Source organism: Rossellomorea sp. YZS02 (genome assembly GCF_033963925.1).
Lineage (GTDB): Bacteria > Bacillota > Bacilli > Bacillales > Bacillaceae_B > Rossellomorea.
Map to the genome: position 1 here is coordinate 51,163 of NZ_JAXBLY010000020.1, position 26,132 is coordinate 77,294.

Sequence of the window (26,132 nt, forward strand, 5' to 3'; positions counted from 1 at the left end):
CTCTTTATCAGAAGCCCTTTTGTCCCAGCCTCTTCTGTATTCGTTATTAATGAGACGTTCTTCTCATACCTCTTAGTAGTAAGCTTAATAGGAATACGAAGATGATCGCTCCAATCAATGCCGGGACAATGGCGATTCCTGCTAGGGACGGGCCGAAGCTGCCAAGAAGCTCTCCACCGATCCATGCACCGATGATACCTGCGATGATGTTTCCGATGATTCCACCAGGGACGTTTTTACCTAATATAAGACCGGCTAACCAACCAATGATTCCACCAACAATTAAATACAAAATAATACCCATTTCTTTACCTCCATCAATGTTTTTTATTTGTGTTGTTACAAGTTAAATTCCCCTTTTTTCAGAAGTCAAAACCTAATATGTTGTCACTTGAAAAATTTTCTGAAGGATATACATTACATATTTAAAAGCCGGTAGTTTATCCTGATATTTTTCATAGTCCACGGTGTATGTACCGTTCTTGTTGTTCCAAATCCGGTCGAAATAGTCATCGACTTCCTTCATGGTTTTGCTGTCTGCCGGGGCCGTCAGTTTCACGTTTTCTTCCAAATTATAATCATCCATGTTCCGGGACGTATAGTTGCCGGATCCCCCAATTACCGTACTTTGCTTTTTTCCTTTTACATAAATAAATTTCGTATGATATTGCTCTTTATTCGTGTTATACCATCTGATTGTAATATGTTCGTTCTCGAGTTTATGAAGCTCGGCTGCAATGGGGAGATTCGGCAGACCGATTTTTTCTTGTCCAAAGGCGTTCTGGTTCGGGTCTAGGACTAAACGAATGTCCACTTCGCGTTCTGCCCCATCTTCAATGGCATCGATGATATCCCGGTCCGCCAGATAAAACATGCCGATCCATGCTTCGTCTCCTTTTTCCGCGTCATCTAATGCCTTTACCACCCCTTTTTGAATTTCTCTTTCCGTCAGGATCTGAGCGTTGACAGTCGACTCGCCGGGTGGAAGGGCTTTGACGGAATCATTGACCTCTTCTTCAGAAGGGAAGGCATTTACATTTCCGCCTGAAAAAGCCGCTACCGCTTTTTCGGCTTTTACCATATCCTTCAGGATGTCTCCTTTCACCTTGAATGCGATATTCGAGTGGAAACCACTGGCGTCATGGGGATTGGCGGACAGGATGAGTCCGGATTTTTCCGTTATGACGATTTTCCGATGATTCGCTTTGATATTCAATAGTTTCAAATATGACCTCATTGTGACCTTAGGTGCGGAGGGTGCCATGGGATTGGGCAGCCAGCCGGTACCTTCCTGCCCAAACCAGCCAAAGGCAGTCCTCCACACACCGGAATATAAGAGGTTGGGATCTCTAAGACGATTTAAGTCGGTAAAGACCACTTCAGCTCCAAGCTTTTCTAAAGGCTCAATTTGTTTCGCTGTATGGGAGCCGTAAGTCGTGTTAACGACATCACTGATGAAGACCACTTTCAGATCGGGCTTCTTTTTCATTTGTTCTTCAATCTTCCTGGATAATGTTTCACTAATTTTAGGATAATCACGATCCCCTTTTGTATAGCCATTTACTAAGAATAAGTCCAAAATAAGAAAATCATCTGCCTCTTCAATGGTTTGATAGACTTCATCAAAGATCGACTGATCATAATGTTCTTTTCCATCCTTCTGATAGGTGAGGTCGTATAAGAATTCCACGTCACTCTCCGGTATGGCATAGGTGTCGCTGGCGTAGGAAATCCCTTTAGGCAAAGGCTTTATGCGGTTATATATCATGACCGCCGTCAGGATTAAAATGATGGCACCGCCGATCCACCAGCTTTTCTTTTTATACCACTTTTTCTTGGTCTCCAAATGAATTCCCCTGTTCTATTGTTTTTTTTCTTACTATACCCTTAATGGCAGGAGGGAAATCCACATACAACGGGATCTGATGGGAAAAGTTCATTAAAAAAGTCCAGGCAGTAAAACCTGCCTGGACTCCTTGACTACGATGGATGAACATGTCTGCGATATATAAGTAAGAGTAAGAGAGACACCGTCATAATTCCAATCAGAACCAAAAAAGTAATCTGAAAGGAGCTAACCGGGAAATCTGCTCCGCCCATTTCCACGATGATTCCGCCAAGGACAGAGCCGGATGCGCTCCCGACAAAGTGAATCAACTGCTTCATCCCGATTCCTGAGGCAGTCAATTCCTTGCTCATGACACGGGAGACTTCGTTTGTCGAGCTTGAAGAAAGACTGGAGAAACCGAAACTTGTAAACATATAGGCTAACATGATCATGTACTCACTGTGCGGTGATAAAAGATAAAAAAGGACAGTCGAAACGATGAGAAGAATATGAGCGAGAAACATCACTCTGATATTCCCGTATCGGTCGATCAGTCTTCCTACAAATATGGCTGCGACGGCAGAGAGCATCGCACCTGGGAAAATGATGAATCCGACAGCCGTCGGGTTTTTGCCGAATACATGCTGTAGCATGAGGGGCATGACGATCAAGATGGCGAAATGGGTGACGAAGCCAAGGAAGCTCATATAGAGAATCTGCCGATAGCCTTTATCCCGAATCAAGCTGGGCTGAATAAAGGGAATCTCAATCTTATGGATCCGAATCCATAATCCACCGAAGAAAACGGCGGCACCTGCGAAATAGTACCAATGAAACGTCGAGATGAATAGCAGGAAGAAGGTGATCCCGATTCCGGTCAGGAAGCCTCCCCAAACATCGAAGTATCCCTTTCTTGTCGTCTCATTTGGTAGAAAGCGATACAATACGGGAATCATCCCAAGTACGCATAACGTAATCAAGAATAAATAATTCCAATTCAGGTAATCCGTGATGACGCCTCCCACAACAGGACCCAAGCCAAATCCAAGGGAAGAAGCAGAAGCGATCATCGCAAGAGCACGGCCACGCCTTTTTAAAGGGACAAAACGTCCGGCAAACACCATGGATAGACCAGGGATGGCTGCTGCCCCAGCCGCTTGAAATAACCGGGAAAGCAATAACCACGCAAACGTATTGGCAAAGAAGCCAGTTAATGAGGCTATGCCGAAGATGGTAATCCCAATGATAAGCAACCGCTTGATCGGGATGTAATCAGCCAAGCGGGTATACGTAATGGTACAAATGGCAAGTACGATTGAATACCCCGATACGATCCAGGCTCCTTCGGAAGGAGCCAAGGAGAAATCTTTCAATACATTCGGAAGGGCTACATTGAACATGGTCGTATTCATCACCACGAGCCAAATCGTCAAACTTAGAAAAAGAATCGTCTTTGTATGTGAAGGAGATGCCTGTACATGTTGTTCACCAGTCATTTTTTGACCACCTCCATGATAGATGTTGATGCTCGAAGTACTATACCATAAACAAAGACGTACTGAAAATGAATGTGCCTGCTTTTCGGGTGGGCTTGTGAAAGTTTAAGATTATGGAAATGGTCTATTATATAAGGAGAATCTATAAGGGGGATAAGTATGTCAAATCATACAATAAAAGCTTTCGTGTTTGATGCGTACGGCACGTTATTCGATGTCCATTCCGTCATTGAAAAATGTAATGAACTCTTTCCCGATAAAGGGGAGGAAATCAGTCAGGTGTGGCGTCAGAAACAATTGGAATATAGCTTTCTTCGTCAGCTGATGGGAACGTATACGACATTTTTCTCTATCACCAGGGATGCCCTGCATTACGCATGTGTCAATGTGGGAGTCGATCTTTCCGATGACAAAGAGAAGGAATTGTTGGATGCTTACCTGGAATTAACTCACTATGAGGAAGTAGAGAGTGTACTCGGAGAACTGAAATCTTATCAAACCGCCATCTTCTCAAATGGCTCTCTTGATATGCTTTCACCGCTCGTGGAGCAGTCTGCATTCGGGCACCTGCTGGATGAGGTGTTAACAGTCGATGAAGTAAAGCAGTTCAAGCCGACTCCAATGGCTTATCAGCTTGTCCTTAAGAAGCTTGGGGTCAGAAGGGAAGAAGTCTTGTTTATGTCTTCGAACCCATGGGATATTGCTGGAGCCACCAACTTTGGGTTCAATACGGCTTGGATCAACCGGCAGGATAAGGTGATGGATGAGCTTGGGGTCAAACCTCATTTTGTTTATAAGGATTTAAAGGGGATACTAGAGCATAAATGATTATAAAAGGGGCTGGCATATGGACGAATGCCGAGCCTCTTTTTTACCTTTTCAATAAGCTAAGCCAATAGATTCATTGATGTGTTTCCCTTGAAGGACACTTTGTAATAGAAAGTGAGCGACATCTGCCCGTCCTATTTTACGGCCTTTGTCCGGGATAGAATCTGGATCTTGTCGATACGTCTTTGACAGTGGCTGGGTGGTCAATTGCATAGGTCTTGCAATCGTGTATCGAACGTTATGTTTCTTTATTTCTTCTACCGCATTTCTATGGTCCCTCAATACATTGCGCAGGATGAATTGTGCAAGCTTACCCTGAAGGCCGGGTATTTCTTTGTGAATCCCTGCAGATGCAACGTATGCGATGCGATCGATATGATGGGTGTTCATGCCTGTCAGGATATTCTTTGTCATCGCGGTAAGGATGGTTGTTTCCTTCAGTCCATCCGAACCAAGACAGGATATGACGGCTTCCTGTCCCGCTAATGCCCCTTCCACTTCTTTAGTGTTTAAAGCATCCCCCTGAATAATGGTTAATAGTGGGTCATCTCCATTTAGTTTAGATGGGTTTCTTACAAAAGCTGTGACTTCATGGCCATCAGCCAAAGCTTGCTTGATGACTTCTTTGCCTGTACCACCGGTTGCTCCGAATACGATTACCTTCAAGAATCTTCCCCTCCCTTTCTGTTATTATTCATTGTATAGTACAGTTAGATCATTAGACTAGTTATTCATTTTAGATCTTGGTAGGGATACGAACCATGAATATCGAAAACTACTACATACTCATTAGGGAGGAAGAACATGACTGAAAAGTTGATTCCGGTATCTGGCGTAGATGTAGATTCTAAAACAAAATGTAAGCATTATAGAACGCAGAAGGATATTATCGCCATTAAATTTAAATGCTGTAATACCTATTATCCTTGTCATACATGCCATGAAGAAATCGCTGATCATGATCCCGTTCTATGGTCCCCGGAGGAATGGAATACGAAAGCGGTTCTTTGCGGAGAATGCAAGAATGAGTTAACCATTTTACAATATATGAATTGTCAATCGGTCTGTCCCCATTGCCAGTCTTCTTTTAACCCTGGGTGTCAAAGTCATTATCACCTGTATTTTCAAGGGTGAGTTTAGATATGTTTCACGTGAAACGAAAGGAATGATGAAATGGAGAAAGCAACGTTTGCCGGAGGCTGCTTTTGGTGTATGGTGGAACCCTTTGAGAATCAAGAAGGAATTGAAGGGATCGTTTCCGGGTATACGGGAGGGGAATCAGAAGATCCATCCTATAAAGATGTGACATCAGGCTCAACAGGGCATTATGAAGCGGTGCAGATTACGTTTGATCCTGTTTTATTTTCATATGAGAAACTCCTTAATCTTTACTGGAAACAAATTGACCCCACCGATCCCGACGGGCAGTTTAAAGATCGGGGAAGTTCATATCGTACGGCGATTTTTTATCATAATGACACTCAAAAAAGGCTGGCGGAAATATCTAAGGAAGAATTAGAGCGAAGTGGAATATTTGTAGATCCCATCGTGACAGAAATCCTGCCTGCCAGCACGTTTTATCGAGCAGAAGAATATCACCAGGAATTCCATAAGAAAAACGCTTTCCGGTATGCTTTGTATAAGCGCAGCAGAGAAGATTTTTTGAAGAAGTATTGGCCCAAAGACCGGTCTTATCTAAAAGGACAGCTGACGGACTTGCAATATTACGTGACACAGGAAGATGGAACCGAGCCACCTTACGAAAACGCATACTGGGATAACAAGGAAGAAGGGTTATATGTGGACATCGTATCAGGGGAGCCGCTATTCACTTCGAAAGATCAGTATGACAGTGGCTGTGGCTGGCCGAGCTTTACAAAGCCGGTCATGGATGCAAGCGTCAACGAGCGATACGATCTTTCCCATCGTACAACCCGGGTGGAAGTCAGGAGCAGGGAAGCCGATTCGCATCTTGGTCATGTATTCACGGACGGCCCGGGTCCCAAAGGGCTTCGCTACTGTATCAATTCTGCTTCGTTGCGTTTTATTCCGAAAGAAAGGCTTGAAGAAGAAGGGTATGGAGATTTTCTATTGTTGTTTCATGGTAAATAAATAGATGTCGGCCTATAAGTAAGCCGACATCTATTTATTTTTCCACGCTCTCTTCAACCTTTTCCCAGAGATTTTCAATTCCTTGTACACGTTTAATGGCTGTAATGGTTCCTTGATGTAACCCTTCATGCCAATTCGTAAAGGAGAGAACTTCTCCTAACGTGGTCAATGTCGTATGTTCACCAAGTACAAACGGTTTATCCCCCGTTTCATCTAAACGGGCTGAGAACGTCTCTTTGATCCGTAACGGTTGGGCTTCCAGTCTTTCTCGAAGTTCACTCATTGTAGGAGGCGTAAGGGAATCCCAGGTTTTATGGCTGGTATTGAACCCGAATAGTTCTCTATATTCAGGTGGAAGCGATATACGATCAGTTTCTCCTACGAAGGAATAAAGAAGATTTTCCTGTGATAATAAGATATGACCCAGGTTCCATCGAATTGAATTTCTAAATCCTTCAGGGACTTCATCCGCCATGTGTTCGGATGTCGCATCCACCACAGCCAGTGTACGCATCCGGATAAATTCCATTTGTTGAAACAGCATATGTTCGTTCATTTTCCATTCCCCCAAAAATCATCATCTCCATTAATGATTTCGGGATGAACGGAGAGAATCCTTTATAAAAATAAAAATAACCGGAAGCAATGATCCGGTTATTAGCGTATAGCGGATGGTTACTAATCCTCTGTTCGGTTTTTCTTTGGATCTACCTGTCCTGTCGTGAATTCCACCAATTCAGAACTTGTGCGATTTCCCTTTTTTGCATTGGTATTGCTTTGAGCATTGCGGTTTCCTTTTTTTGTACGGCCCATTCAGAATCCCTCCCAAAATTGTAGCTCATTCATAGTGTGGGGAGAAAACAGGGAAATATTCTTCCGTACATTGCGACAAAATATGTCAAATATCCTTATCGTTCTGTTTATTTCCCGGGCTATATTCGACAAACCTGATGGAGGTCCGTCCCTCAATCGTTTAGATCCATTTTCTTGAGGGGCTTTTTGGCGGGACCTTCGATGACTTCTCCGTCTATGGAGAAGCGGGAGCCGTGACAAGGGCAGTCCCAGGTGTGGTCTCCGTGATTCCATTCCGTTTCGCAGCCGAGGTGGGTACAGGTGGTATCCACGATGTGAAGCTCTCCGTTTTCATCCCTGAAGCCACCGCAGCGACGGCCATTCACGTTGACGACATCGCCTTCCCCTTTTTGGAGTTCTTCAGGTTTCTTGGAGAGTACCTGCAATTTTCCTTTTATAAGCTCGCCCGCAACATTCAGATTCTCTTTGAAGAAATGTTTGATGCTCGGATCCGCCACAAACCTGGAAGGCGAGTACACGTCGGCATAGATGTGATGATTTCCCAGGATCTGATCGGAAAGAATCTGTCCGGCGAGAGTGCCGGAAGTCATACCCCATTTGTTAAACCCTGTGGCGACAAAGATGGCAGGGTGTTTCTCCGTCAGTTTGCCGATGTAGGGTACTTTATCCAGGGTGATGAGATCCTGTGCCGACCAGCGGTAGCGGACTTCCTCTACACCAACCACTTCCTCAGCGAATGCCTGTAATGCCTTGTAGTGCTCCATTGTATCTTTACCCTGTCCGGTTTTATGTTTATCCCCGCCGATGAGGATGAGCTTTTCCCCATTTTCATCTTCTTCGTAACGCAAGGAACGGGTAGGGTCTTCTGCACTAATATACATTCCTCCCGGGTAATCCTTTTGTGCCTTCACCCCGAGAATATACGAACGCTCTGCATGCATCTTCGTGTAGTAAAACCCCATTCCATCATAGAAGGGGAAGTGAGAGCAAATGACGACGTATTCGCTGTCGAGGTGATAACCGTCTTCTGTCACGACCTGTGTGCTGTCTCCCTCATTGATGGTCTTTGCCATGGTTCCTTCATAGATCTGCCCACCCATCCCTGTGAAAGAGTCAATGAGGGCTTTAAGGTATTTCAATGGGTGGAACTGTGCCTGGTTCTTCATCACTAATGCATTTTTGATGGTAAGGTCGAGGGGGATATTCTCCATGATGTCCCCGTTGATCCCCAGCTTTTGATAAGCCTCATGTTCTTTCTGGACCTTATCTGCATAGTGATCAGTTGTAGCATAAACGTAAGCATCTTGTTCTGAAAAATGACACTCGATATGTTCATTTGTAATCGTGTCCTGGATAAACTGAATGGCTTTCGTTTGAGACTGGTAATATTTCTTTGCGAATTCCTCTCCGAAATGCTGGATGAGTTCATCATAGATCAGTCCATGCTGTGCGGAAATTTTCGCCGTTGTATGTCCCGTCGTGCCGTTCAATAAGTGATCAGCGTCGATGAGCGCCACCTTTTTGCCGCCTTTGGCCAAGAGGTAAGCCGTGGTGATTCCGGCGATGCCGCCTCCGACAACGGTCACGTCCACTTTCACATTCTGTTCAAGCTTTTTAAACAGTGGAAGCTTAGCACTCTCCCTCCAATAGGGCTCAGGCGTTTTGGAAAAAGCATTATGATGTTGTGAGTCCATTTGAACGCTCCTTTACGATTCGAGTCCTTACCATTTTCTCCTGAAATTCAGAAAAAATAAGTGCTGAACAGTAAAAAAAGACTGACCCTTGGAATAGAGTCAGTCTCATTCATCTATGCGTTTTGTGGCACACATCCATATTTTTCGGCGGAATCAACGGTTTGTTTTAACAACATGGAAATCGTCACAGGACCTACTCCACCAGGAACCGGTGTGATGGCACCTGCTTTTTCATAGCAAGCCTCGTAATCGATGTCCCCGACGTTCCCTTTGTTATATCCTGCATCAAGTACGACGGCACCTTCTTTGATCCAGTTCCCTTGAATGAAATTCGGTTTACCGACGGCAGCGACGACAATGTCGGCAGATGCAAGAATGTCAGGCAGGTTTTCTGTATAAGAATGGCATGTTGTCACCGTAGCATTGCGGTTCAATAACATCATGGAAACAGGCTTTCCAAGGATCGGGCTTCTTCCAACGACGACAGCGTGTTTTCCTTCAAGAGTGACATCATAGTAATCGATGATGCTCATGATCGCTGCCGGAGTACAGGATGGATACTCACCGAATCCCAACGAATTTTGACCAAACCCGTGGCTTGTGACACCATCCACGTCCTTTTCGATGGAAATCGCTTCAAAGGCAGCACGTTCGTCGATGTGATGGGGAACCGGGTGCTGCAGGAGGATCCCGTGAACGGAAGAGTCATCATTCAGCTCCTGAATCATGTCCAGGAGTTCATTCGTTGTCGTTTCTTTTGGAAGATGGATTCGTCGAGACTCCATTCCAATTTTCGCGCACGCATTCCCTTTCATCTTCACATACGTAGCAGAAGATGGATCATCTCCAACCAGCACGGTGGCTAGACAAGGGGTGATTCCCTTCTCCTTTAATCCTTCGACTCTCGATTTCAGGCTTTCCTTGACCTCAGATGCAACAAGTTTACCGTCTAATACTAGTGGTTCCACTGCAATCCCTCCTGATAATAGTAAAAGAAGACAAGGGTATCCCCTTGCCTTCTGCCCAGGCGAACGGCTAATGGCTAAATATAATAAGATTCGCAGCTCCCTTGTGGTTGATTCCACATTTTCGCCAGTCACTGCTTTATTTATTTTCAAATTCATTATAACACGAATATAAAGCGTTTTTCCAGTCTTAATGTTCGTGTTTTTTATATAGCGTACATCAAAAGGCTGAGAGTAGGCTACATCTAATTTTCTAGAGTATTCGACTCCGAATAGACGATTTGCCGAATTCGTCTTTTTCATAAAATGGAAGTATCAAGAAACATGAAAGGGGTATGAACATGTTTGAGAACAAAGTAGTCATGATTACAGGTGCTTCAAAAGGCTTGGGGAGGGCATTGGCCATAAAGTTCGCTGAAGAAGGTGCAAAAGTGGCCATCTGTGCGCGAAACCTCGGGCCGCTTAAGGAAGTGGAGAAAGAATTGAGGATGATGGGGGCGGAAGTGGTAGCTTTAGAGGCGGATGTTTCCGATGCCAGGGATGTTGATCGTTTCGTGTCGGTAACAGAAGAAGCGTGGGGAAGTGTAGACGTATTATTTAATAACGCTTCTGTGTTTGGTCCTGGTCCCCGTCTGTTGGTGGACTATCCCGAGGAATCGTTCCTTGAAGTGTTAAGGATCAATACACTGAATCCTTTTCTAGTCACGAAGAGAGTTCTTCCCGGCATGATAAGCAGAGGAAGAGGTTCAATCGTTAATCTAACGTCTGAAGCGGGTCGAACAGGTTTTGCAGAGTGGGGTGCGTACGGCATTTCGAAATTTGCGGTTGAGGGCCTGACTGGGACGTGGGCGGATGAGCTGGGTGATACAGGAGTTAGGGTGAATATGGTGGACCCGGGGGAGATGGACACGGAGATGCACGACAGAGCAGTCCCGGATTGTGATTACCCCTTGGCAGGTCCACAGGATCACCTTGATGTCTTTCTGTACTTGGCGTCGGATGCTTCGAAGGGTGAGAGCGGAAAGCGATTTGAAGCTCAGGAATTCCAGTGGAAGCGGGGTGACGGTCATGAATGAATCGGCGCGTGCATTCCATATTCCATCCCGGTTGAACGCCACGACACCAATCGAGCTTCAAGGGTTGGAGAGAGATGATGTAAAGCTGATGGTGTTGAACCGGGAAACCGGCAAGTGTGATCATTCAACCTTTAAAAGGCTGCCTGATTATCTGGATGAGGGAGATGTTCTTGTTTTGAATAATAGCAGGACCCTTCCCGCGTCCCTCAAAGGAAAACAGGGAAACCGGAATGTTGAAGTCCGTCTTTCCAGAAGAAGAGCGAAAAATACGTGGGAAGCCCTTGTGCTCGGAGATTTTCATCAGGCTGGGAAACACATCGAATTTCCGCAAGGTGTAACGGGCCGCGTGAAGGGGGAAGGAAGTGAAAGACCGCTTATACAATTGGAATTTAACAGGAGTGGCAGTGAGCTGATGGATTTCATTTTCAAGTACGGGGAGCCTGTCCGATATGAGTATATTCATGACCCGTGGCCGCTTGATTTTTATCAGAACGTCTATGGGTCGGTTCCAGGTTCCGTTGAGATGGCTTCTGCCGGAAGGGCCTTTACATGGAGATTGTTGCAAGATTTACAGGATAAAGGTGTCGGCATTGGGTTCATACAGCTCCATGCAGGTTTAAGCTACTATGGAAGTGATCAATGGCCACACCCCCGAAACCACCCGGAAGACTATCTTATCGGTTCTGAAGCAGTGATGGAAATCCTCCGTGCAAAGAATCGGGGGAAAAGACTGATCGCAGTGGGAACGACGGTTGTTCGTGCTCTTGAAACGGTGATGACTGCATATGGGCAGCTTCAGCCCGCTGAAGGCATAACGAATCTATACATTTCCGGTGACACACCCCTCCGCATCGTAGACGGACTCATTACAGGGCTTCACGAACCGGAAGCGAGTCATTTGGATCTCTTAAAGGCGTTCATTTCTGAGGAAAGATTGAAGGATGCCTATCAGACAGCCCTTGATAAAAACTATAAATGGCATGAGTTCGGTGATATGAACCTCATTTTGTAAGGAGACAAAAGATGAAACTACATCATATCGGGATAAACGTGAAGAACTTACAGACATCGAAGAAATTCTACCAAACGTATTTCGGCTATGAAGAAGAGCTGAAGTTCAGATGGGGAAGTGAAAACATCCTTTTTTTGAGAAAGGGAGACTGTCGTTTGGAGCTTATTGAGGATCCACGAGCGGAAAGCAAATGTACATTCCTTCATATAGCGTTGGAAGTTTCCGATCTTGAAAGAGAAATTGAATTATTAAAAGAGAAGGGGTTACTCCCTGTGGAAGGCCCCCTCCTTCTTGAAAATAGCTGGAAAGTGGCCTTTTTCTTCGGTCCTGATGGAGAGATCGTTGAGTTGGTGGAAGGATAGCGGTCGAGTACTCTTGTTTTGTTGGTTTTTGAGAGGAGCATTGTGTGGAATCCAGCCGATTCGGCAAATAATCGAGCCGATTTTCGTGGGAATCCAGCGGGTTATCCCGATAATCCAGCTGATTTCAGTAAAAAACCAGCCGGTTAACAAAATATGTAAAATGACAAAAGGGACAGTCTTTATCCCTACCAACCCCATAGGTTTTATGAAATTTTTTTACAAGGAATTCTGTGATACAGTTATCCGGGTACTAAATGAACTGACTATGGAGTAGGAAGGGATCTTCATGAATAGAGAAAAAATGTTACGCTGGTCGTTTTTCTTTATCGGCTTACTAGTGCTGTCGTTTGGCATCAGTTTGACCATTAAAGGGAAAGACCTTGGAATCGGTCCCTGGGATGTGTTTCATTATGGGTTGTTCAAGCAGCTCGGCTTGACCATCGGGACGTGGTCCATCATTGTGGGCTTTATCATCCTGTTTATGACGGGTGTTGGAACAAAATCATTTCCTAAATCAGGTGCCTTTATTAATATGCTGTTAATTGGAATTTTCATAGATTTATTCAATTTTGTTTTACCAGACCCTCATTCCCTCGCAGCTCAAGCCGTTGTATTTGCCATCGGGATTGTGGTGATCGGATATGGGATCGGCTTATACGTATCAGCAGATCTTGGAGCGGGCCCGAGGGACAGTCTCATGCTCCTGGTAGTGGAAAAAACGGGCTGGAAGGTCCAATGGGTACGGAATGGAATGGAAATCATCGTGTTCTTCCTGGGCTGGTTACTGGGCGGTCCTGTCGGAATCGGAACCGTGATCATTGCACTCGGACTCGGATCCATCGTCGGATTCTCACTGCCTCAAAGCAAAAAGCTCCTGCACTCTCTCATTGAGCGGCAGGTGACCAAAAGAGACAACTCCTTAGCCAGCTAAGGGTTGTCTTTTTTCGTTTATTAAAGGTTTTTCATCCCATCATCAAGAAGTATGAAAGAGAGATTCAGAATGGGGATGGTCGTGAAATGAAAGAGCTTGTAGACATCTGTGCTTTCTGCCAAAAGCCCCTCTACTGCTTGGACGGTTTCTTTAACGGGGTTCACTTGGAGGGTGGAAAAAGCTGCTGCTTTGAATGTGAAGAACTAGAGACAAGAGGAGGAGACTGTAAATGAACCATGAATATGCGGATAAACTGATTACCCTTTTAAAAAAGAATCAAAACGGTGAGAACCAGGAAGCCATGGAAGCCTATATGAGAAATCAATTCCCTTTCTTTGGGATCAGGACTCCTGAGCGTAATGCCTTATTCAGGGACTTCCTTAAGGAAAATGGCAAACCATCCATTGATGAACTGCCTGATATTGTCCGTTCTCTATGGGCGATGCCTCAACGAGAATGTCAATACGTCGCACTTGGTCTCATTGATAAAAGAACAAGGGATTTAACAAAAGAGCATCTCCCTCTTTTGGAAGAGTTGATTGTGACGAAATCCTGGTGGGATACGATCGATCACATCGGTCCGAATCACGTGGGGAAGATCTTTCAGACCGAAGAAGACGATACATACTTAGAGAAATGGATTCATTCAGACAACATGTGGTTGAACCGAATTGCCATCCTGTTTCAGTTGAAATACAAGGCGAAAACGGATGAAAACCGTCTCTTTCGGTACATATTAATGCATAATCAATCCAAGGAGTTCTTTATACAGAAAGCCATCGGCTGGGCTCTCAGGGAATATTCCAAAACGAATCCCGAAGCGGTAAAGGATTTCATCGCAACAGAAAAGCTTGCCCCTCTCAGTGCACGGGAAGGGTTAAAGCATCTGAATCGCAAAGCAGTTAAGAAATAGCCGGAAATGATGCGGGCGGCCGTTACAGAGATAAGAGAAAATTCCTATTTATTGTGCAGGTATTCACCCCGCCCATCATCTAGGATAAAGTAAGGAAGATAAATGCGAGAGGGGCATAAGGACATGAATTGGAATGATTGCATCGAGAGAACGAATACTCACTCTGTGAAATGGTCGTTTCCCGATGGGAATGTGATCCCTATGTGTATTGCAGACATGGACTTTCAAGTTTCATCGGCCATTGTGGACGCACTAAACAAGAAAGCACATCATGGTATTTACGGATATACCACGTTCAGCGATCGATACTTTGAATCCATCATTTCTTGGTGGAAGAGACGTTTCGGCATGGATATAGACAAAGAGTGGATCAGCTTCAGTCCGGGTATCATCCCGGGAATCAATGTGTTGCTGAGTGTATTGACGGAGCCTGGTGACAGTGTCATCATTCAAGATCCGGTTTATTATCCTTTCTATAGCACGATCGAAAATCATGGTTGTTCTGTGATAACGAACACGCTTCTTTATGAAGATGGAGTGTATTCGATCGATTTTGAGGATCTTGAAGAAAAGGCGAGCCGTTCAAGGGCCAAGGTCCTTATTCTATGCAGTCCGCATAACCCTGTCGGCCGGGTATGGACAAGGGAAGAACTGACGAAAATCGGTGATATCGCCAAGCGTCATGATATATGGATCATCTCTGATGAAATGCACGGCGACTTGGTATATGGGGGATACGAACATATTCCCCTCTTTAAAGGCGATGAAAGCCTGCTGGAGAGAAGCATCCTTTGTGCCGCTCCCAGCAAAACCTTTAACATAGCTGGCCTTCAAACCTCGATTCTTCTCATACCGAACAAAGACTTAAGGGAGAAATATCAGGATAAGCTTACTGGATATGGACTGATGAGGCCCAATGTATTCGGGATTGAAGGAACCATCGCGGCCTATGAAGAAGGGGAACCCTGGCTCAATGAGCTTTTGATGGTGCTGGAGGAGAATAAGCAGTATGTACAGAACTATCTGGAACAGCATATTCCAGAGCTTAAAGCCATCCAGCCCCAGGCTACCCATCTGATTTGGATCGACTGCACAGAGTTGGATATGAAGGGGGAAGAACTATGCAAGTTCTTCTTAGAAAAAGCCAGAGTCAAATTTGATGAAGGATTCAAATTTGGTAATAGCGGACAAGCCTTCGTCAGAATGAACATCGCCTGCCCCAAAGAGCGTGTCGACCTCGCCCTAAGAAGGATGCACGAAGCGATCCTTGAGTACAGAGTTGATCGAAAAGTGATAAAATAATGAATGGATGAACAGAAGTGATTGACGGCTTTTGTTCATCCTTTTTAATTAGGCACTTTGTGTGTCATTTGAAAATTTCACCTATGATAATTCGGAAATGGTGGGATGTGAAATTAGGTTTAATGCTTTCTCTGTAAATGGATGTAAATCAAGCTTTCCGAAATTTTTTGAAGTAATGCTTTTACTTTAGTGAAGAACGTATACATAGCCTGTTGATTGTAGCGGAAGGTGCTCGACTCCTGCGGGAAACGCGTGAAAGTTGAGACCCCGCAGGGCAGCGCCCGAGGAGGCTCAACTCACGCCCCGCGGAAAGCGAGCACCTGGAGCGGAAATCAACCAGCACCTCGCCTCATCAAAAACTATCCTTTTGTTAAAATGCTTTTTTACTTAAAGGGTACACTACTATTAAGGCAAAACAATTAAGATAATTTTTGTCCATCACGAAAAAACATGTTAAACTAAAAAATAGAACAAACCTCAACAAACACAAAGAATCAACTGATAGATATTGTATTTTTGGAGTGGATATTTGTTTTTAAAACGCTTACATAACAGGAGGACGAGTACATGACAAGCAAAACATTAGATCACTTTTTACAAGAACACCTGGAAGATTTAAAATCACGCGGTTTGTATAATGAAATCGATCCATTGCAAGGTGCGAATGGACCGGTCATTACAGTGAAAGGTAAGAAACTGGTAAACCTTTCATCTAATAACTACCTTGGACTAGCTACAGATGAGCGCCTTAAGAAAGTAGCGATTGAAGCGGTCAAAGAATACGGTGTTGGAGCCGGGGCCGTGCGTACGATCAATGGTACACTTGACCTTCATGTGAAGCTTGAGGAAAAACTTGCGAAGTTCAAAGGAACAGAAGCGGCGATTGCGTATCAATCCGGATTCAACTGTAATATGGCGGCCATTTCAGCGGTAATGGACAAAAATGATGCCATCCTTTCCGATGAATTGAATCACGCATCCATCATTGACGGCTGCCGTCTTTCAAAAGCTAAGATCATTCGTTTTGGCCACTCCGACATGGAAGATCTTCGTGCGAAAGCGAAAGAAGCGAAGGAGTCCGGTCAGTACAACAAAATCATGATCATCACGGACGGCGTGTTCTCAATGGACGGAGATGTATGTAAGCTTCCTGAAATCGTTGAGATTGCTGAAGAATTCGATATCATGACGTATGTAGATGACGCTCACGGTTCAGGTGTCCTTGGAAAAGGTGCCGGTACGGTCAAGCACTTCGGACTTTCTGACAAAGTCGACTTCCAAATGGGTACATTATCGAAAGCCATCGGAGTAGTCGGTGGATACGTAGCGGGAACGCAAAACCTGATTGACTGGTTAAAAGTCCGCTCCCGTCCTTTCCTGTTCTCAACTTCTTTGACTCCGGCAGACGTAACGGCTTGTACGGAAGCACTTGATCTTATTATGAATTCGACTGAACTTCAGGATAATATGTGGGAAAACAGTCGTTACCTGAAAGAAGAACTGACGAAGCTCGGGTTTGATATCGGAAACAGCGAAACGCCAATCACGCCTGTCATCATCGGTGAAGAGCAGGCCACACAGGACTTTAGTAAACGCCTGTATGAAGAAGGGGTATATGCAAAATCCATCGTATTCCCGACGGTACCGAGGGGAACAGGCCGTGTAAGAAATATGCCTTCCGCTGCCCATACGAAGGAAATGCTTGATCAAGCCATTGCAGCCTATGAGAAGGTCGGAAAAGAAATGGGAATTATTTAAGAAACCAGCATAGGGTCTGGCATACAGTCAGCCCTATCTTTTTATGAAATCACCAAAGGTAAATGCAGGAGGAAAGACGATGAAGAAGATTCTAGTAACGGGTGCCTTGGGCCAAATCGGTTCTGAGCTCACCAATAAACTGCGCGAAGTATACGGTTCAGATAATGTCATCGCGACGGATATCCGTGAAACGGACAGTCCGGTCGTGAAAAATGGACCATTTGAACAACTTGACGTCACGAATGGCGAGAAGATGTTCGATATTGCCAAAACGAATAATGTGGATACGGTTATTCATTTAGCCGCTTTATTATCTGCCACGGCGGAAGCAAAACCGCTGCTTGCATGGAATTTAAACATGGGAGGACTTGTGAATGCCCTTGAAACGGCAAGAGAATTGGGCTGCCAGTTCTTTACGCCAAGTTCAATCGGTGCATTCGGTCCATCGACACCGAAGGACTCCACCCCACAGGACACGATCATGCGTCCGACGACGATGTATGGGGTGAACAAGGTATCAGGCGAGCTTCTTTCAGACTACTACTTCACGAAATTCGGGGTGGATACAAGAGGACTTCGCTTCCCTGGCCTGATTTCTTATGAAACCCTTCCAGGTGGCGGGACGACGGATTATGCTGTAGAGATCTATTACGAAGCCATCAAGAACAATCAGTATACGTCCTATATCGGAGAGGGAACATACATGGATATGATGTACATGCCTGACGCCCTCAATGCCATCATCGACTTGATGGAAGCGGACGGCTCGAAGCTTGAGCATCGCAATTCCTTCAATGTGTCAGCCATGAGCGTGGCGCCCGAAGATATTGCCAAGGCGATCCGTGTACATCAGCCTGACTTTACCCTCGATTACAACGTAGATCCTGTTCGCCAAAGCATCGCTGAAAGCTGGCCAAATGCCATTGATTCAAGTGCTGCCAAGAACGAATGGAACTTCAAAGCGGAATATGATTTGGCTAAAATGACGGCAGATATGCTGGATAAACTGAAAACAAAGTAATAGTAAAGGTCCCTGTGAAACCATTCATGGGGATTTTTTTATGAAATACTAAACGCCATTATCAACTGAAAATGCGACAAAAAATGACAATTGTGAATGAGGAAATGATATACTTCAATTAATAAGACAAAGAAATACATGTTTAGTTGTGTAAAAATTCAGAAATTGATGGTTTCTTATAAAACGTATGGTGGTACATATGAACTATAGGGAGCCACTCTTCAACAATATAGATATCCATTTTAGAAATGAAAGTAAGAATGAGGCTGGTGATTTTGATGGCAGGTAATAAGAATGGTAAGGCGCAGGCCTTTCACAAACTGATCATGATACTTATGGCACTTTCCGTATTCCAGGTCTTCGCTATCCTCATGCTTGACTCACCATGGAACGTAATCGCCTCAATTCTTCTGTTATTTGCCGTTATAGCGGCTCTTCTCATCCTTTTACAAAAGGGAAATCAGTTTATGACCCGACACCAAAGGCTGTTGGAAGAAGAAAATCAACTATCCACCCTCCTTCATTCCCTCCCGGACTTTGTTTGTTTCAAGGATGGAGAAGGGCGCTGGTTGAAGGTCAATCAATTTGGTCGCAGGCTATACAATCTGGAAGACATTGATTATGTCGGTAAGACGGATAAGGATCTGGGTGAACTGGTGCCTTTTTTCAAAGACGCTTTCGATTATTGTATTGATTCTGATGAAGAGTCATGGAAGGCGGAACAAGTGACACGCTGTGAAGAAGGGTTCTTTCTGCCGAACGGGGAGTTTAAGACCTTCGATGTCATTAAAGTCCCACTATTCCACTCGAATCATGAAAGAAAGGGTCTGGTCATCATCGGCAGGGATATTTCCCAGCAGAAGATCGCCGAAGAAATGCTGTTGAGAAAAGAAAAGCTTTCTGTTGTGGGAGAGCTGGCAGCAGGTATCGCACATGAAATCAGGAATCCTCTCACAAGCATCAAAGGCTTTATTCAATTATTAGAAGAAAATGAGCATGTTTCCGACCATTACCTTACCGTCATGTCATCCGAGATGGACAGGATCAATCAGATTGTCGGGGAACTGCTCATTTTATCGAAACCCCAAATGAGGGAATATCAGTCCTTTGACATGAGTGAAGTGCTGAGATATGTGGTCAAGGTCATGGGGCATGAAGCACTTCTGAAGGGTATCACGTTGAATATCAAACTCCCCTCATCCCCGATTACGGTGTTCGGCGATAAGAATCAGTGCATACAAGTGTTCATCAACATTATTAAAAATGCCATCGAATCCATGGATGAAGGAGAAATTGACGTCGATTGGAAGCTCCGGAATCAATCAGTCTACGTCACCATCACGGACCAGGGGGCAGGGATTCCGTCGGAGCGATTAAAAAGACTTGGGGAGCCGTTTTTTACCCTGAAAGAGAAAGGAATGGGACTTGGTCTCACCATCAGTCAAAAGATCATTGAAGATCATAAAGGATCGCTTCACATAGAGTCGGAAGTGAATAAGGGAACGAAAGTGGAAGTCACGTTTCCTGTGGAGAATAAATAATATTCAAGGCTGTTTCTTGACGAAGCAGTCTTTATTTTTGTCTGGATTAAAAATGGATTAATGAAGAGAATGGATGAATAAGATAAAAGGAGTTTCTAAACATATAGACTGAAAGGAGCCTGAAAAGGATGACCAACGGAACTGTCCTTCATTCCCTCCATCCACTGGGTCAGTTAGACAAGTTCAGGAAAGATCCACTCTTATTTTTAGAATCACAGGCAACGAAGAATGATGAAAGGGTACAATTCCGCTTTGCGAACCGTACCGTTCATTTACTGTTGAATCCTGCATTGGTAAAAGAGGTTCTTGTCACTCAATCTAAAAGCTTTCAAAAATCTAACCAATTCAAAGAATTGTCTCTCCTGATCGGTGAAGGTCTTGTCACAAGTGAATGTCCCTTACATACAAAGCAGAGGAAAATAATGCAGCCTTATTTCACTCCCCGTCATATCAAGAAGTATGTGAGTGAAATGATCAGCTCAGCCACTGACACAATGGAAGGTTGGGAAGCGGGGACCATGAGGGATATATCCAAGGATATGATGCACGTTACATTGGCGGTCATAACGAAGACCATGTTTAATATGAACGATCACGAAGGGTATGAGAAAGTAGGGGTCCATCTGGAAAGAATTCTGGAAATGGCTACGAAGCGGATTCGCTCTTTCCTCAAGCCCCCTGTATCGTGGCCGCTTCCTGAACTGAAGCAATATAAGGCCTCTATTGGAGAACTTAAGAGAGTCGTAGAGGAAATCATTCAGCATAGAGAAAGCCTGGCTGAAGAAAAAGAGGACTTACTCCATGCCCTGCTCCGTTCCCGTGATGATGAAGGCAATCATATGAGCAAAGAACAATTGATCGATGAAGTGATGACCATTTTTGTGGCGGGACATGAGACGACGGCCAATCTTCTTTCCTGGTTTTTCTATGTGCTAGAAAACAACGAAAAAGTGAAAGAACAAGTCTATGAGGAAGTCGATCGAGTAGTAGGAAATGAAGAACTAGGCAATGAGCGCCTTCACCGTCTTCTTTATACGCGCCAAGCCCTTGAAGAAACCTTACGTTTATACCCACCTGTATGGATGTTTGGAAGGACATCTGTAAGGGACGTGAAAATCGGTGACCATCTCATAAAGAAAGGAGAAAATGTCCTCATTTCTCCATATATCATGCATCGGAATGAAAAGTACTTCCAGGACCCATTGAACTTTGATCCGGAACGATTTCATAAATCCAGGACAGAAAGCATTCCACCGTATGCTTATTTCCCTTTTGGAGGGGGAGCGAGAGTGTGCATCGGCAATCACTTTGCCCTTCAGGAAGCATTGGTGATTGCGGCCTTATATGTTCAAAGGTTCAACTTTACATTATCAAGTGACCATAAGGTAGAATGCCACCCACTGATTACCCTGCGGCCAAAAGGCGGAATTCCCATGAACGTTGAAAGAAGAGTGGATAAGTAAAACAAGAAACCCAGGTTCAAATGCGAACCTGGGTTTCTGATTAACTAAAAGAGCATATGAGCAATGGCCACAATCACAAGTAACGTAAGGAATGTACGCTGCAGGAAGATGATGACAAGATCCTTGAAATCGACCGGGATCTTGGAACCTAATAGCAGTCCACCAACCTCGGACATGTAGATTAACTGTGTTACAGATAAGCAAGCGATGACAAAGCGAGTCAGCTCACTCTCGATACCTGAACCAAAGATGGCTGGAAGGAACATATCGGCAAATCCGACAAGGATGGAACGTGATGCTTCCGTCGCTTCAGGGATTTGAAGAAGTTCCAGGATCGGAATGAGGGGCATACCGATGTATTCGAAGAATTTCGTATTCTCCGCCACAATCAGGGCCGTTGTACCAATCGCCATAACGATTGGAGCTACGCCCATCCACATATCCAGCACGTTTTTCATTCCATCCGTAAAGAACTTGGACGCACTGTTGTTGTTCTTCGCCTGGACAAGTGCCTGTTCATAACCGTATCCAACACGGCTGTATCCTTCAGGAATCACTTCCATCGTATCCTTCCCTTCCTGACCGTTGAAGTAAGTGTCAGGCTTACGGGATAAGGGCGGGATCCGTGGCAGAATGATCGCTGCAAGGAGTCCAGACGCAGCTACCGTTAGATAGAAGGGAATGAAATATTCACCCAGATTCACCTGTGAAATGACAACGAGACAGAAGGTGATGGAGACAACAGAGAAGGTTGTCCCGATGACCGCTGCTTCCTTCTTCGTATAATACCCATCTTCATATTGCTTGCTTGTCAGTAGGACTCCGATCGTACCGTCCCCGAGCCACGACGCCAGGCAGTCAATGGATGAACGACCAGGCAGGCCGAACACAGGACGCATGATCTTCGTTAAGAGCGCTCCGCATAATTCCAATAAACCAAAATTGAGTAATAATGGAAGGAAAAGCCCGGCAAATAAAAACACAGAGAAAAGAATGGTAAGAAGTCCGTCCGGGTTCAGTAGAAGTCCACCCGTTGCATCCGACCAGACCCACTCAGGCCCTAATTTAAATAGAGTCATAACGGCAAAGATGGCGCCGACCACCCTTACGATGGCCCATACAGGTCGAACGTCAAATAAACTCGAGAAAAACGGAGATTTTTCAATGAACGCCGGATGTGCGAGTTTAGTGATGAACGTTCCCATGACCGTCAGGATGATCAAGCCCGTCATAATGGCCGGTACATAGCTGCCGATCCAGTCTTGAAGAAGTCCTGATAAGACTGCGATGGGGATCGTGATTCCGTCTTTCCCCGGAATCGGTATCATAAATAGAAAAACTCCCAATAGGGAAGGGATGATAAATCGTAAATGACTTGATAGTGTATATCGATGCTGCTGATTCATAAATTCACCTCAGAAGTAGTTGTAACGAAAAATGAAACATTATTCATTCTAATGCATACATATAAATTTGTCCATCATAAATTCGGATATGCTGTATTCCTCAGATGATTTTCCCGCCGGCAGTAAAAGTGAAACCTAAAATGACGTATTATTTTTTAGTGAAAAGTGTATACAGAAAAGAAAGCGCTATCTTTCGTACCTTTTCTATTTTACTAAAATTTTAAAAAATTTCAATAATAACATAGGTCTGCCGGGTAGTTTAGCTACTGAAAATAAAAAGATTATTTATTTTGAAAATTAGGTTTATCTTCTATTTAAGAGGGTATTTAGAATTCATATCTTGGTTAATCAGGAGTTGTAATCGATGACATCTTTAACAAAGCTTACAGAAGAGCAATTGGTCAATGTCTATCAGCTGGCACAGGAAGAAGGATTGGAAGAAGAATTTATTGAGATGTTAGAAGGAGAAATGGAAAGAAGGGAAAATGTCCGGTAACAGATAAGTGAATATATAAATAATGAACAATCCATACATAATGGCTGGCCTTCCTTGAAGACCAGCCTTTTTATTGTATATAAGTTCTTTATAGGAGCAGTAATCCAACCGAAATGACGACCCCGCTGATAACAAGGATCATGACGCAGTACCCCATGATATCCTTTGCCTTCAGTCCTGCAATGGCTAATGCCGGCAACGCCCAGAACGGCTGGATCAAGTTGGTCCAGGCATCCCCCCAGGCGACGGCCATGGCGGTCTTGGCCACAGAAGCATCAAGGGTCTGGGCGGCATCGAGCATGATCGGGGCCTGAACGGCCCACTGTCCACCGCCTGACGGAACAAAGAAGTTGACGATTCCCGCGCTCAGGAAGGCAAAGAAATAAAATGTCACATCATTTGAAATCGACACGAAGGCTTCACTCATGACGACAGCAAGTCCCGACGCCGTCATCATCCCCATGATCCCGGCGTAGAAAGGGAATTGAATGACGATCCCGCTTGCCCCTTTAATCGCCTCTTGTACCGAAGCAAGAAAGCGTTTCGGAGTCCCGTGAAACAGGATGCCGAGAAATAAGAATAAAAAGTTCACGATATCTAAATTAAGGGCGAAACCATTCTTGACAAAGTATGAAAATAAAAACGCAATGCCAAGTACCGCTACAACAATTGATAATACCATACTGTTCTCCAGACGATCTGCAGGTGTCATCCCTTCTTTTTCAAGTGCAACAGCCGTCTCGTTGAAAACCTCGGGATCCACCGTGATCGTCTCTTCCTTAGATGGCATGAGCATCCTGTTGGCGATTGGCAAAATGATAAATAGTGCGGCCACAATGATGAGAGTGGATGTAGCAAAGATCGTTTCATTCGTAGAGATGACCCCGATTAAATCTTGAAACGGATGCCCCTCAGTCGCAATCGAGAGCGGGATCGATCCGGAAAATCCTGCATGCCAGACGACAAATCCCGAATAGGCACTTGCAATCAGCAAGCGGTAATCGACGCCCTTCACACGCTTTGCGAGTTCTTTCGCAAAAAGTGCCCCGATGACAAGTCCGAATCCCCAATTAATCCAGCTTGCAATCATGGAAACGACGGTCACGATCACGATAGCGGAACCCGGGGACTTCGCAAATGACGCAAGAAAACCGAGGAACCGTTTAAACAACGGACTGCTTGCAAGCACATATCCTGTCACAAGGACAAGCACCATCTGCATGGAGAAGGCAAGCAGGCTCCAGAAACCATCCCCCCAGTATTGAACCATCTCAAGACTCGAACTATCGGTAAAAATAAGGCCAAGCCCGAAAACGACCAACGTCAATATGACCACAAATAAAAACGGATCGGGCAAATAGCGTTGCATGATTTTGTTTGATAAAGAAATAATTCCTTTCATCATAATCCCCCTTCTAAAAATGTACACCTTACCTATTGTTCTATAGCGATGTGTGAAAACCCTTTCAATTTCTGAAAAATGGAAAAAGCGCCTGACTCTCTTCATAAGAGTTCAGGCGCAATACATTATTTTTTTGAGGGACGGGGTTTACCCTTCCTTTCTTTCCGTAGTAGGCGGAATAAGGTCACACACATCAGTATCAGAATGACCGTAAATGGCAACGCCGAGACGAGGGAAGCGGTCTGTAATCCTTCCAGTCCACTGGACACCAGGAGGACGGCGGCTATGGCGGCGATCAGTACTCCCCAAACGATCTTCACGATCATCGGCGGATTCAAGCTACCTTCTGTTGTCATGCTGCTTAATATATACGTCGCTGAATCAGCCGATGTAATGAGAAAGGTGAAAATCAACAAAATGGATAATACGGACAGGACCATTGTAAAAGGAAGCTCCCCATACGTTGAAAATAAAGCACTCGTGACATCTTTATTGACCCCTTCGGCAATGGATGTTCCGTTAAATAAGTCCAAATGAAGGGCGGTTCCTCCAAATACGGCGATCCACATAAGGGCGATCAGAGGTGGAACGACCAATACACCGACAATGAATTCCCGGATGGTCCTCCCCCGTGAGACACGGGCAATAAAGGCACCGACAAATGGAGACCAGGCGATGGCCCAGGCCCAATAGAAGATCGTCCAATCCTGTACCCATGTCCCGCCTTGATAAGGGGTCAGACGCAAACTGTAACGGATGAAATTGGAGATATAATCACCGATTCCAAGCGTGAAGGTATTTAAAATAAACACTGTCGGACCGACGATGAAGACAAACAGCATCAGAATGAGGGCAAGGGACAAGTTGAGGTTGCTCAGCCATTTGATCCCTTTATCAAGTCCGGTTGTCGAGGATGCTAAATAAAGGACGAGCAGAATGAGCACGATGACGAGCTGAGTCTCCGTCCCACTCCCGAGACCAAATACAGAGCTTAGCCCCCCGTTGATCTGAAGGATCCCAAGTCCAAGAGACGTTGCTACACCCATGACAGTGGCAATGACAGCGAGGATATCAATGGTATCTTTAATGCCTGAAGAACCTTTACGCCGCCCGATCATGGGAGAAAGGGAAGTGGAAACGAGTCCATTCTCCCCCTTCCTGAATTGAAAATAGGCGATGATCAATCCGACAATTGTAAAGACAGACCATTGACTGACTCCCCAGTGGAAGAAGGCATAGCCCATAGCAAGGCGTGCGGCTTCCTCCGTCTGAGCTTCTACACCAGGAATCGGTGTTTCAAAGAAATGACTCATCGGCTCTGCGATTCCCCAGAATACCAGTCCGATTCCAAATCCTGCAGAGAATAACATCCCGATCCAGGTGAAGAAAGGGTACTGTGGGCGTTCATCGTCCTTTCCGAGACGTACTTTCCCATACTTGCTCCCCATCAGAAACAGAAGGAACAGCACGAAGAAGAACACCGCTGCGAGATAAAACCACCCGAACGAATAGGTAGTGAAACCAAAGGCCGCATTCGCCCCTTTGGCAAAAAGTTTCGGAAACGAAGCCCCAAATATAACTAAAATGGACACAATAATTGCTGAAATCCAAAACACTTTGTTCAAATATGTACGATTACCCATGAAATAACCTCCCGAAAGAATAGACGAACGTTCTCATTATTCTCATACCCTAAATCTCGAAAGGTATTCA

At 44.8% G+C, this 26,132-nt stretch carries 25 protein-coding genes and 1 riboswitch; of the genes, 14 read left to right on the plus strand and 11 right to left on the minus strand.

Annotation, left to right across the window (positions count from 1 at the left end):
* Positions 1 to 46: 46 nt before the first annotated feature.
* From SLH55_RS18140 to SLH55_RS18150, 3 genes are all read right to left on the minus strand, one after another.
* Entirely contained in the window at positions 47 to 304 is a 258-nt protein-coding gene (locus SLH55_RS18140; protein WP_219169618.1) for a GlsB/YeaQ/YmgE family stress response membrane protein, read from the minus strand.
* A gap of 72 nt (positions 305 to 376) precedes the next feature.
* Complete coding sequence (locus SLH55_RS18145; RefSeq protein ID WP_320324189.1) at positions 377 to 1,846, minus strand: phospholipase D family protein; 1,470 nt, start codon at positions 1,844 to 1,846, stop codon at positions 377 to 379.
* A 134-nt stretch (positions 1,847 to 1,980) separates the two neighbouring features.
* Positions 1,981 to 3,324, minus strand: a complete 1,344-nt coding sequence (locus tag SLH55_RS18150; RefSeq protein WP_320324190.1) for an MFS transporter — start codon at positions 3,322 to 3,324, stop codon at positions 1,981 to 1,983.
* 159 nt (positions 3,325 to 3,483) lie between these two features.
* Here SLH55_RS18150 and SLH55_RS18155 point away from each other — a divergent pair, with 159 nt between their 5' ends.
* Complete coding sequence (locus tag SLH55_RS18155; protein ID WP_320324191.1) at positions 3,484 to 4,152, plus strand: haloacid dehalogenase type II; 669 nt, start codon at positions 3,484 to 3,486, stop codon at positions 4,150 to 4,152.
* 51 nt (positions 4,153 to 4,203) lie between these two features.
* Here SLH55_RS18155 and SLH55_RS18160 read toward each other — a convergent pair whose 3' ends face one another.
* Positions 4,204 to 4,818 (minus strand): SDR family oxidoreductase, encoded by a 615-nt coding sequence (locus SLH55_RS18160; RefSeq protein ID WP_320324192.1) that lies wholly within the window; start codon positions 4,816 to 4,818, stop codon positions 4,204 to 4,206.
* Between the two features lie 138 nt (positions 4,819 to 4,956).
* Between SLH55_RS18160 and SLH55_RS18165 the strand changes: the two genes are divergently transcribed.
* Positions 4,957 to 5,286 carry a CHY zinc finger protein gene (locus SLH55_RS18165; protein WP_320324193.1) on the plus strand — a complete coding sequence of 110 codons (330 nt, stop codon included), beginning with the start codon at positions 4,957 to 4,959 and terminating at the stop codon, positions 5,284 to 5,286.
* A 39-nt stretch (positions 5,287 to 5,325) separates the two neighbouring features.
* Positions 5,326 to 6,264, plus strand: coding sequence for a peptide-methionine (R)-S-oxide reductase MsrB (msrB, locus tag SLH55_RS18170; RefSeq protein ID WP_320324194.1), 939 nt, complete (start codon positions 5,326 to 5,328; stop codon positions 6,262 to 6,264).
* A gap of 34 nt (positions 6,265 to 6,298) precedes the next feature.
* Here msrB and SLH55_RS18175 read toward each other — a convergent pair whose 3' ends face one another.
* From SLH55_RS18175 to SLH55_RS18190, 4 genes are all read right to left on the minus strand, one after another.
* On the minus strand, positions 6,299 to 6,820 hold the full coding sequence (locus SLH55_RS18175) for a DinB family protein (protein ID WP_320324195.1): 522 nt from the start codon (positions 6,818 to 6,820) through the stop codon (positions 6,299 to 6,301).
* A gap of 122 nt (positions 6,821 to 6,942) precedes the next feature.
* Positions 6,943 to 7,077 carry a hypothetical protein gene (locus SLH55_RS18180; RefSeq protein WP_257475168.1) on the minus strand — a complete coding sequence of 45 codons (135 nt, stop codon included), beginning with the start codon at positions 7,075 to 7,077 and terminating at the stop codon, positions 6,943 to 6,945.
* Positions 7,078 to 7,229: 152 nt separating this feature from the next.
* Complete coding sequence (locus SLH55_RS18185) at positions 7,230 to 8,771, minus strand: FAD-dependent oxidoreductase (RefSeq protein ID WP_320324196.1); 1,542 nt, start codon at positions 8,769 to 8,771, stop codon at positions 7,230 to 7,232.
* A gap of 113 nt (positions 8,772 to 8,884) precedes the next feature.
* The gene (locus SLH55_RS18190) at positions 8,885 to 9,739 is read right to left on the minus strand and encodes a bifunctional 5,10-methylenetetrahydrofolate dehydrogenase/5,10-methenyltetrahydrofolate cyclohydrolase (protein ID WP_413469254.1); all 855 of its coding nucleotides are present in this window, start codon (positions 9,737 to 9,739) and stop codon (positions 8,885 to 8,887) included.
* 46 nt (positions 9,740 to 9,785) lie between these two features.
* Positions 9,786 to 9,881, minus strand: a riboswitch (ZMP/ZTP riboswitch).
* Positions 9,882 to 10,077: 196 nt separating this feature from the next.
* On the opposite strand from SLH55_RS18190, the gene SLH55_RS18195 reads away from it, so the two are divergent.
* From SLH55_RS18195 to SLH55_RS18240, 10 genes are all read left to right on the plus strand, one after another.
* Positions 10,078 to 10,812 carry an SDR family oxidoreductase gene (locus SLH55_RS18195; protein WP_320324197.1) on the plus strand — a complete coding sequence of 245 codons (735 nt, stop codon included), beginning with the start codon at positions 10,078 to 10,080 and terminating at the stop codon, positions 10,810 to 10,812.
* A complete protein-coding gene (locus tag SLH55_RS18200; protein WP_320324198.1) occupies positions 10,766 to 11,824 on the plus strand; it encodes an S-adenosylmethionine:tRNA ribosyltransferase-isomerase in 1,059 nt (352 codons plus the stop codon). The genes SLH55_RS18195 and SLH55_RS18200 overlap by 47 nt, the downstream gene beginning before the upstream one ends.
* A gap of 11 nt (positions 11,825 to 11,835) precedes the next feature.
* On the plus strand, positions 11,836 to 12,186 hold the full coding sequence (locus SLH55_RS18205) for a VOC family protein (RefSeq protein ID WP_219169602.1): 351 nt from the start codon (positions 11,836 to 11,838) through the stop codon (positions 12,184 to 12,186).
* Positions 12,187 to 12,472: 286 nt separating this feature from the next.
* Positions 12,473 to 13,117: a YitT family protein gene (locus SLH55_RS18210; RefSeq protein WP_320324199.1), complete on the plus strand. Its 645-nt coding sequence runs from the start codon at positions 12,473 to 12,475 to the stop codon at positions 13,115 to 13,117.
* A gap of 229 nt (positions 13,118 to 13,346) precedes the next feature.
* Positions 13,347 to 14,030: a DNA alkylation repair protein gene (locus SLH55_RS18215; RefSeq protein WP_320324200.1), complete on the plus strand. Its 684-nt coding sequence runs from the start codon at positions 13,347 to 13,349 to the stop codon at positions 14,028 to 14,030.
* A gap of 123 nt (positions 14,031 to 14,153) precedes the next feature.
* Complete coding sequence (locus SLH55_RS18220; RefSeq protein WP_320324201.1) at positions 14,154 to 15,332, plus strand: MalY/PatB family protein; 1,179 nt, start codon at positions 14,154 to 14,156, stop codon at positions 15,330 to 15,332.
* Positions 15,333 to 15,899: 567 nt separating this feature from the next.
* Positions 15,900 to 17,090 carry a glycine C-acetyltransferase gene (locus tag SLH55_RS18225; protein ID WP_320324202.1) on the plus strand — a complete coding sequence of 397 codons (1,191 nt, stop codon included), beginning with the start codon at positions 15,900 to 15,902 and terminating at the stop codon, positions 17,088 to 17,090.
* A 79-nt stretch (positions 17,091 to 17,169) separates the two neighbouring features.
* Positions 17,170 to 18,111, plus strand: a complete 942-nt coding sequence (locus SLH55_RS18230; RefSeq protein WP_219169594.1) for an L-threonine 3-dehydrogenase — start codon at positions 17,170 to 17,172, stop codon at positions 18,109 to 18,111.
* Between the two features lie 278 nt (positions 18,112 to 18,389).
* Positions 18,390 to 19,652, plus strand: coding sequence for an ATP-binding protein (locus tag SLH55_RS18235; protein WP_219169626.1), 1,263 nt, complete (start codon positions 18,390 to 18,392; stop codon positions 19,650 to 19,652).
* Positions 19,653 to 19,780: 128 nt separating this feature from the next.
* Positions 19,781 to 21,115, plus strand: a complete 1,335-nt coding sequence (locus SLH55_RS18240; RefSeq protein WP_320324203.1) for a cytochrome P450 — start codon at positions 19,781 to 19,783, stop codon at positions 21,113 to 21,115.
* Positions 21,116 to 21,159: 44 nt separating this feature from the next.
* Here the strand turns inward: SLH55_RS18240 and SLH55_RS18245 are convergent, their stop codons facing one another.
* Entirely contained in the window at positions 21,160 to 22,521 is a 1,362-nt protein-coding gene (locus SLH55_RS18245) for a YjiH family protein (protein WP_219169591.1), read from the minus strand.
* Between the two features lie 364 nt (positions 22,522 to 22,885).
* On the opposite strand from SLH55_RS18245, the gene sda reads away from it, so the two are divergent.
* Complete coding sequence (gene sda, locus SLH55_RS18250) at positions 22,886 to 23,017, plus strand: sporulation histidine kinase inhibitor Sda (protein ID WP_219169590.1); 132 nt, start codon at positions 22,886 to 22,888, stop codon at positions 23,015 to 23,017.
* Positions 23,018 to 23,105: 88 nt separating this feature from the next.
* Here the strand turns inward: sda and SLH55_RS18255 are convergent, their stop codons facing one another.
* Entirely contained in the window at positions 23,106 to 24,419 is a 1,314-nt protein-coding gene (locus SLH55_RS18255; protein WP_320324204.1) for a short-chain fatty acid transporter, read from the minus strand.
* Positions 24,420 to 24,544: 125 nt separating this feature from the next.
* Entirely contained in the window at positions 24,545 to 26,062 is a 1,518-nt protein-coding gene (locus SLH55_RS18260) for a BCCT family transporter (protein WP_320324205.1), read from the minus strand.
* Positions 26,063 to 26,132 lie beyond the last annotated feature (70 nt).